The organism is Pseudomonas sp. (genome assembly GCF_017744435.1).
Classification (GTDB): Bacteria; Pseudomonadota; Gammaproteobacteria; order Pseudomonadales; family Pseudomonadaceae; genus Aquipseudomonas.
The window spans coordinates 97,785-106,314 of the sequence record NZ_JAGIBG010000036.1; the positions used below are offsets into that span (position 1 = coordinate 97,785).

Genomic DNA, 8,530 nt, shown 5'->3' on the forward strand with positions numbered 1-8,530 from the left:
TCCAGACAATGTGGGTTTGTTTTAAGTAAAGGAAAGCCGGCAGGACGTTGACTGGTGCCCCTGCCTGCTCTCCTGGCTATCAGACCAAGTCGCGCTGGGCGAGCTCGCTCCTGATACGTTGCAGCACCTGCTCGATGGACAACTCGGTAGAATCCAGCTGAATGGCATCGGCCGCTGGTTTCAGCGGGGCCACTGCACGCTGGGTGTCACGTTCATCACGCGCACGAATCTCATCTAGCAGACTCGACAGACTAACATCTTCACCCTTGCCCTTCAACTGCAGGTAGCGGCGACGGGCGCGCTCCTCGGCACTGGCGGTGAGGAAGACTTTCAACGGCGCGTCCGGGAACACCACGGTGCCCATGTCGCGACCGTCTGCGATCAGGCCCGGCATTTCGCGGAACGCCCGCTGGCGCTCCAGCAGCGCATCACGCACCGCTGGCAGCGAGGCGACCATCGAAGCACCGGCACCGACGGTTTCAGTACGGATGACCTGGCTGACGTCCTCACCTTCGAGGATGGTCTGTTGAAGCTTACCGGGCTGGGCGGCGATGAACTGCACATCCAGATGGGCGGCAAGCTTGGTCAGCAGCTCCTCGTTGGTCAGGTCGACGCCGTGATTGCTGGCGTTGAAGGCCAGCAAACGGTAGAGCGCGCCAGAATCCAGCAGATGCCAGCCGAGCTCGCGGGCCAGCAACCCGGCGACCGTACCTTTACCGGAGCCGCTTGGGCCGTCGATGGTGATGACCGGTGCCTGGCTATTCACGCTTTGCCCTCTTCGGCGACGCGGATACCGACATCGGCGCACAGCTTGAGGAAGTTCGGGAACGACGTGGCGACGTTGGCGCAGTCATGGATGCGAATCGGCGCACTGGCACGCAGCGAAGCAACGCTGAAGGCCATGGCGATACGGTGGTCACCGTGACCGTGCACTTCGCCACCGCCGAGCTGGCCGCCATCGATGATGATGCCATCCGGGGTCGGCTCGCATTTGATACCCAAGGTGATCAGGCCGTCGGCCATGACCTGGATGCGGTCGGATTCCTTCACCCGCAGCTCTTCGGCGCCACGCAGCACGGTACGCCCTTCGGCGCAGGCAGCGGCCACGAACAACACCGGGAATTCATCGATCGCCAGCGGCACCAGCTCTTCAGGGATGTCGATACCCTTGAGCTTGGCACCCCGTACGCGCAGGTCGGCCACTGGCTCGCCACCGACTTCACGCTGGTTTTCCAGGGTGATGTCGCCGCCCATCAGGCGCAGGATGTCGATAACGCCGGTACGGGTCGGATTGATGCCGACGTGCTCGAGCACCAGCTCGGAGCCTTCGGCGATCGAGGCGGCCACCAGGAAGAAGGCTGCAGACGAGATGTCTGCTGGCACTTCGATACGGGTGGCGGTGAGCTTGCCACCGGACTGCAACGAGGCAACCGGGCCGTTGCTTTCGACCGAGTAGCCGAAGCCGCGCAGCATGCGCTCGGTGTGGTCACGGGTCGGTGCTGGCTCGGTGACAGTGGTCTTGCCTTCGGCGTACAGGCCCGCCAGCAGCAGGCAGGATTTGACCTGGGCACTGGCCATCGGCAGCGTGTAGGTCAGCGCTTTCAGCTTGCTGCCACCGCGGATGGTCAGCGGCGGACGGCCGTCCGGCCCTGTCTCGACCACGGCGCCCATTTCACGCAGCGGGTTGGCCACGCGGTTCATCGGGCGCTTGGACAGCGAGGCGTCGCCAGTCATGGTGACATCGAACGGCTGACCGGCCAGCAGGCCGGAGAGCAGGCGCATCGAAGTGCCGGAGTTGCCGACGTACAGTGGGCCGGGTGGCGGCTTGAGGCCATGCAGGCCGACGCCATGGATGGTCACGCGGCCGTGGTTCGGGCCTTCGATGACCACACCCATGTCACGGAATGCCTGCAGGGTCGCCAGGGCGTCCTCGCCCTCGAGGAAACCTTCGACTTCGGTCGTGCCTTCGGCCAGCGAGCCGAGCATGATCGAACGGTGGGAAATCGACTTGTCGCCCGGTACGCGGATTCGCCCGGTCAGGCGGCCACCCGGTTGGGCCAGGAAAATCAGATCGTTGGCGTTCATAGCGTCCACATAGGCCCGGCGGGCCAGGATTTTACTGAAATGCTCGCGGGCAACGCGTGCACGGGTGAAAACACCCAGCAGCTGGTGCCCGTCCCCAGCATCAACCGCGTCGCGCAAGGCGTCGAGGTCGCTGCGAAATGTGTCCAGGGTGCGCAGGACAGCCTCGCGGTTGGCGAGGAAGATGTCGTGCCACATGGTCGGGTCGCTACCGGCGATTCGCGTGAAATCGCGGAAACCTCCCGCAGCGTACCGGAAGATGTCGAGGTTTTCATTGCGCTTGGCAAGCGAATCGACCAGGCCAAAGGCCAGCAGGTGCGGCAAGTGACTGGTGGCAGCCAGCACTTCGTCGTGGCGCTCCACCGGCATGTGCTCGACATCGGCATCCAGCGCGCGCCACAGGCGATCGACCAGGGCCAGGGCGGCCGGATCGGTCTCTTCCAGCGGCGTGAGAATAACCTTGTGCCGGCGGAACAGGGTGGCGTTGGAGGCCTCCACCCCGCTCTGCTCGGAACCGGCGATCGGATGGCCAGGCACAAAGCGTGGCAGGCGCTCGCCGAAGACGGCACGCGCCTCACGCACGACATTGCCCTTGGCGCTGCCGACGTCAGTGATCACGGCATTGCCGAGCCCAAGTTGAGCCAGGCGAGCCAGGACCTTTTCCATGGCCAGAATCGGCACAGCGAGCTGAATGACATCGGCGCCGACGCAGGCGGCAGCGAGGTCTTCTTCGCAACGATCGACCACGCCCAGCTCGACAGCCAGCTTGCGCGACGGGGCATCCAGATCGACGCCGACCACTTCGCGGCACAGGCCGCTTTCACGCAGGCCCTTGGCAAAGGAGCCACCGATCAGGCCGAGGCCGACCACGACCAGGCGATTGATGATTGGCGCGGGTTTGGTTTTTGCTGCATTTACCACTGGTGCGAACCCTGTTCAGAAATCTAGGCAGCCTGTAAGACCGCAGGGGCCTGCTTTGCAGGCCATCGCCGGCAAGCGCGGCCCCCACAGGGGGCGCGAATCGGCCCCCGACAATCTCAAATCAAAGCACTGCCTTTGGATAGGAACCCAGCACCTTCAGCGCCACGGCCTCCTGGCTGATCTTCTCCAGCACCGCCTTGATCAGCGGGTCGCGGTGGTGGCCGACGAAGTCGATGAAGAACACGTAGGTCCACTTGCCGCTGCGCGACGGACGGGTTTCGATACGGGTCAGGTCGATGCCGTTCTCGTGGAACGGCACCAGCAGCTCGTGCAGCGCACCGGGCTTGTTGCTCATCGAGACGATGATCGAGGTCTTGTCGTCGCCGGTCGGCGGCACTTCCTGCTGGCCGATCATCAGGAAGCGCGTGGAGTTGTCCGGGCGGTCTTCGATCTTCTCGGCCAGGCGAGTCAGGCCATACAGGTTGGCCGCCATGTCGCCGGCGATCGCCGCCGAGTTCCACTCGCCCTTGACCCGCTTGGCCGCCTCGGCGTTGCTCGAAACGGCAACGCGCTCGACGTTCGGGTAATGCGCGTCCAGCCACTTGCGGCACTGGGCCAGCGACTGGGCGTGGGAGTAGATGCGGGTGATGCTGTTGGTCTTGGTGTTCTCGCCCACCAGCAGGTGATGGTGAATGCGCAGCTCGACTTCACCGCAGATCACCATGTCGTGCTCGAGGAAGCTGTCCAGGGTGTGGCTGACCGCACCCTCGGTGGAGTTTTCCACCGGCACCACGCCGAAGTTGACGGCACCGGCCGCCACTTCGCGGAACACTTCGTCGATGGCCGCCATCGGGCGGCTGACCACGGCGTGGCCGAAGTGTTTCATGGCCGCAGCCTGGGTGAAGGTGCCTTCAGGGCCGAGGTAGGCGACCTTGAGCGGCTCTTCCAGGGCCAGGCAGGACGACATGATTTCGCGGAACAGCCGCGCCATCTCTTCGTTGCCCAGCGGGCCCTTGTTGCGCTCCATCACGCGCTTGAGCACGGCGGCTTCGCGCTCGGGGCGGTAGAAGACCGGCTTTTCGCCTTCGGCCAGGGAGGCAGTCTTGACCCGCGCCACTTCTTCGGCGCAGCGGGCGCGATCGCTGATCAGCTCGAGGATTTTCTCGTCGAGGCTGTCGATGCGAACGCGCAGGGCTTTGAGTTCCTGCTCGGACATCAGCCGTGCTCCTTCTCGAATTCGGCCATGTAGGCCACCAGGCCTTCAACGGCCTCCAGGCCCAGGGCGTTGTAGATCGAGGCGCGCATGCCGCCGACCGAGCGGTGGCCCTTGAGGTTGAGCAGGCCACGGGCGTCGGCGCCGGCCAGGAAGGCCTTGTCCAGGCGCTCGTCAGCCAGGCGGAACGGCACGTTCATCCACGAACGGGCGTTGTGGGCGATCGGGTTGGTGTAGAACTCGCTGGCGTCGATGAAACCGTACAGGCGGTCCTTCTTGGCGCGGTTGCGCTGCTCCATGGCCTCGACGCCACCCTGCTCCTTGAGCCACTCGAACACCAGGCCCGAGAGGTACCAGGAGTAGGTGGCCGGGGTGTTGTACATCGAGCCGTTGTCAGCCGCGACCTTGTAGTCGAGCATGGTCGGGCAGCTGCTGCGGGCGCGGCCGATCAGGTCTTCACGAACGATAACCACCACCAGGCCGCTCGGGCCGATGTTCTTCTGCGCACCGGCGTAGATCATGCCGTACTGCGAGACGTCGATCGGGCGCGAGAGAATGTCGGAAGACATGTCGACCACCAGCGGGACGTCACCGGTTTCGGGAACCCAGTCGAACTGCAGACCACCGATGGTCTCGTTGGACGCATAGTGGACGTAGGCAGCGTTCTTGGTCAGCTTCCACTCGTTCTGGCCAGGGATGGCCAGGTAATCGTAGGGCTTGGCGCTGGCGGCGACGTTGACGGTGCCGAAGCGACGCGCTTCCTCAATGGCCTTTTTCGACCAGATACCGGTTTCGACGTAGTCGGCAGTGCCGTTTTCCGGCAGCAGGTTCAGCGGAATTTCGGCGAACTGCTGGCTGGCACCGCCCTGCAGGAACAGGACCTTGTAGTTGGAGGGGACGGACAGCAGGTCACGCAGGTCCTGCTCGGCCTTTTCGGCGATGGCCACGTAGTCATCGCTGCGATGGCTCATCTCCATCACCGACAAGCCCTTGCCGTTCCAGTCCAGCATCTCGGCCTGGGCACGCTGCAATACAGCGTCAGGAAGCGCGGCAGGGCCTGCGCAGAAGTTAAAGGCTCGTTTGCTCACATCCACTCTCGCTCTGCTCTTATCAGTCAAACGGGGCGACCTTGGTCGCCCCGCTCGGGTTTACGCTTGCTTATTCCTGCGGTGCCTCTTCAGCGCCTGCAGCTTCATCGTCCGGCGCATCGGCCTCGACGCCTTCCTCGTCCGTCTCGATCACATCATCGAGTTCGTCCTCGGATGGCTCCTGGATACGCTCCAGGCCCACCAGCGTTTCGTCGGTGGCCAGCTTGATCAGGGTCACGCCCTGGGTGTTACGACCCAGGCTCGACACTTCACCGACCCGCGTGCGCACCAGGGTGCCCTGGTCGGAAATCAGCATGATCTCCTCGCCTTCCTGCACCTGGATGGCGCCGATCAGCAGACCGTTGCGCCCCTTGGTACCCATGGCGATCACGCCCTGGCCGCCACGCCCGCGACGCGGGAACTTGGACAGCGGGGTGCGCTTGCCGAAGCCACGCTCGGAAGCGGTGAGGATCTGCGCACCGGATTCCGGGATCAGCATCGAAATGATCCGCTGGCCCTTGCCCAGCTTCATGCCACGTACGCCACGGGCGGTACGGCCCATTTCGCGAACCACGCTCTCGGCGAAGCGGATCACCTTGCCGGCGTCGGAGAACATCATGACTTCCTTGGCGCCGTCGGTGATTGCCGCAGCGATCAGGGTGTCGCCTTCCTTCAGCTTCAGGGCGATCAGGCCGCTGGAGCGTGGGCGGGCGAACTGTGCCAGCGGGGTCTTCTTGACGGTACCGGAGGCAGTGGCCATGAAGATGTAGGCGCCAGTCGGCTCGGCCACCCATTCAGGGGTGTCGCCGTCTTCCTCGTCGATTTCTTCCGCCTCGACGATTTCGCCCTCGATGACACCGTCGTCACCGTCTTCCAGCTCTTCTTCAGGGTCGGCGTTCTGCTGCAGGGCCTCGAGGTCGATCTGCAGCATGGCGGTGATGCGTTCACCTTCTTCCAGCGGCAGCAGGTTGACCAGCGGGCGACCACGGGCGGCGCGCGACGCTTCAGGGATGTCGTAGGTCTTCAGCCAGTACACCTTGCCCTTGCTGGAGAACAGCAACAGGGTGGCGTGGCTGTTGGCGACCAGCAGGTGCTCGATGTAGTCCTCGTCCTTCACGCCGGTGGCCGACTTGCCCTTGCCGCCGCGGCGCTGGGCCTGGTAGGCGGACAGCGGCTGGGTCTTGGCATAGCCGCCGTGGGAGATGGTCACCACGCGCTCTTCTTCCGGGATCATGTCGCCGTAGTTGAGGTCGTGACGGGCATCGAGGATTTCGGTGCGACGGGCATCGCCGTATTCGGCACGGATCGCTTCGAGCTCTTCGCGGATCACTTCCATCAGGCGCTGGGCGCTGCTGAGGATGCGGATCAGCTCGCCGATCTGCTCGAGAATTTCCTGGTACTCGGCCAGCAGCTTTTCGTGCTCCAGGCCGGTCAGGCGGTGCAGGCGCAGGTCGAGAATGGCCTGGGCCTGTTCCGGCGACAGGTAATACTTGCCTTCACGCAGGCCGTACTGCTCCGGCAGGTCTTCAGGGCGGCAGGAGTCGGCGCCAGCGCGCTCGACCATGACCTGCACGGCACTGGATTCCCACGGCGTGGAAACCAGGGCTTCCTTGGCTTCGGACGGCGTCGGCGAGGCCTTGATCAGGGCGATGACCGGGTCGATGTTGGACAGCGCGACCGCCTGGCCTTCAAGGATGTGGCCACGCTCGCGAGCCTTGCGCAGCTCGAACACGGTACGGCGGGTCACCACTTCGCGGCGGTGACGGACGAACGCTTCGAGCAGGTCCTTGAGGTTGAGCAGGCGCGGGCGACCGTCGACCAGGGCGACCACGTTGATGCCGAACACGCTTTGCAACTGGGTCTGCTGATAGAGGTTGTTGAGCACCACCTCCGGCACCTCGCCGCGGCGCAGCTCGATGACGATGCGCATGCCGTCCTTGTCGGACTCGTCGCGCAGCTCGGTGATGCCTTCGATCTTCTTCTCTTTGACCAGCTCGGCGATCTTCTCGATCAGGCGGGCCTTGTTCAGCTGGTACGGCAGCTCGGTGACGACGATCTGCTGGCGGCCACCGACCTTGTCGATGTCCTCGATCTCGGAGCGGGCGCGCATGTAGATGCGGCCACGGCCGGTACGGTAGGCCTCGATGATGCCCTGGCGGCCGTTGATGATGCCGGCAGTCGGGAAGTCCGGGCCCGGGATGAACTGCATCAGTTCATCGATGGTGACTTCAGGGTTGTCGATCAGCGCCAGGCAACCGTCGATCACTTCACCGAGGTTGTGCGGCGGGATGTTGGTCGCCATGCCCACTGCGATACCGCTGGAACCGTTGACCAGCAGGTTGGGGATGCGCGTCGGCATGACCGCCGGGATCTGCTCGGTGCCATCGTAGTTGGGCACCCAGTCGACCGTCTCTTTGTGCAGGTCGGACAGCAGCTCGTGGGCCAGCTTGGTCATGCGCACTTCGGTGTATCGCATGGCTGCGGCATTGTCGCCGTCGACCGAACCGAAGTTGCCCTGGCCGTCGACCAGCAGGTAACGCAGCGAGAATGGCTGGGCCATACGCACGATGGTGTCGTAGACCGCAGTGTCGCCGTGCGGGTGGTACTTACCGATCACGTCACCGACCACACGGGCGGATTTCTTGTACGGCTTGTTCCAGTCGTTGCCCAGTTCGCTCATCGCATAGAGAACGCGACGATGCACGGGCTTCAAGCCATCACGCGCATCGGGCAGCGCTCGCCCGACAATCACGCTCATCGCGTAGTCGAGGTAAGACTGTCTCAGTTCGTCTTCGATATTGACCGGGAGGATTTCTTTGGCCAGTTCGCCCATGAGAAGCCTGATTCCTTTTTCTGGTGAAACTTCGCAGCTCCATCAAGGGCCGAACGAAGCTCGCCGCCGCAGCGCATAGGGGTGCGACGACTTACGACAAATCAATGAGTTGTTGCATGGATCTGCGCAATGAAGGCCGCCTTCGTGGGCGGTCTTGGAAACTGCCGGATGTTATCACAAAGGCGGGGCGGTGGGGAGATCTGTACAGGCGTTGCGCGGTCTATGTGGGAGCGGCCTTGTGTCGCGAAAGGGCTGCGCAGCAGCCCCGGCGACTCTTGCTTCCTTGCTGGAATCCCGGGGGCCGCTGCGCGGCCCTTTCGCGACACAAGGCCGCTCCCACATAGACCGCGCAACGCCTGTACAGATCTCCCCACCGCCCCGCCTTTGTGATAA

At 63.9% G+C, this 8,530-nt stretch carries 5 protein-coding genes; all 5 read right to left on the bottom strand.

Annotated features, from left to right (window positions below):
• Positions 1 to 79: 79 nt before the first annotated feature.
• The 5 genes from cmk to gyrA all read right to left on the bottom strand — a co-directional run bounded on the left by cmk (position 80) and on the right by gyrA (position 8,137).
• On the bottom strand, positions 80 to 766 hold the full coding sequence (gene cmk, locus J7573_RS21580; protein WP_294340171.1) for a (d)CMP kinase: 687 nt from the start codon (positions 764 to 766) through the stop codon (positions 80 to 82).
• Positions 763 to 2,970, bottom strand: coding sequence for a bifunctional prephenate dehydrogenase/3-phosphoshikimate 1-carboxyvinyltransferase (locus J7573_RS21585; RefSeq protein WP_294340179.1), 2,208 nt, complete (start codon positions 2,968 to 2,970; stop codon positions 763 to 765). Before J7573_RS21585 ends, cmk begins: the two co-directional genes overlap by 4 nt.
• Before the next feature lie 154 nt (positions 2,971 to 3,124).
• Positions 3,125 to 4,219, bottom strand: a complete 1,095-nt coding sequence (gene pheA, locus J7573_RS21590) for a prephenate dehydratase (RefSeq protein WP_085675434.1) — start codon at positions 4,217 to 4,219, stop codon at positions 3,125 to 3,127.
• Positions 4,219 to 5,304 carry a 3-phosphoserine/phosphohydroxythreonine transaminase gene (gene serC, locus J7573_RS21595; RefSeq protein WP_110639602.1) on the bottom strand — a complete coding sequence of 362 codons (1,086 nt, stop codon included), beginning with the start codon at positions 5,302 to 5,304 and terminating at the stop codon, positions 4,219 to 4,221. The genes pheA and serC overlap by 1 nt, the downstream gene beginning before the upstream one ends.
• Positions 5,305 to 5,374: 70 nt before the next feature.
• Positions 5,375 to 8,137 carry a DNA gyrase subunit A gene (gyrA, locus tag J7573_RS21600; RefSeq protein ID WP_294340172.1) on the bottom strand — a complete coding sequence of 921 codons (2,763 nt, stop codon included), beginning with the start codon at positions 8,135 to 8,137 and terminating at the stop codon, positions 5,375 to 5,377.
• Between the last annotated feature and the right edge of the window lie 393 nt (positions 8,138 to 8,530).

Coding starts and splice junctions, on each gene's coding strand:
- gyrA (WP_294340172.1), bottom strand. CDS start 8,137: ATGGGCGAACTGGCCAAAGAAATCCTCCCGGTCAATATCGAAGACGAA.
- pheA (WP_085675434.1), bottom strand. CDS start 4,219: ATGTCCGAGCAGGAACTCAAAGCCCTGCGCGTTCGCATCGACAGCCTC.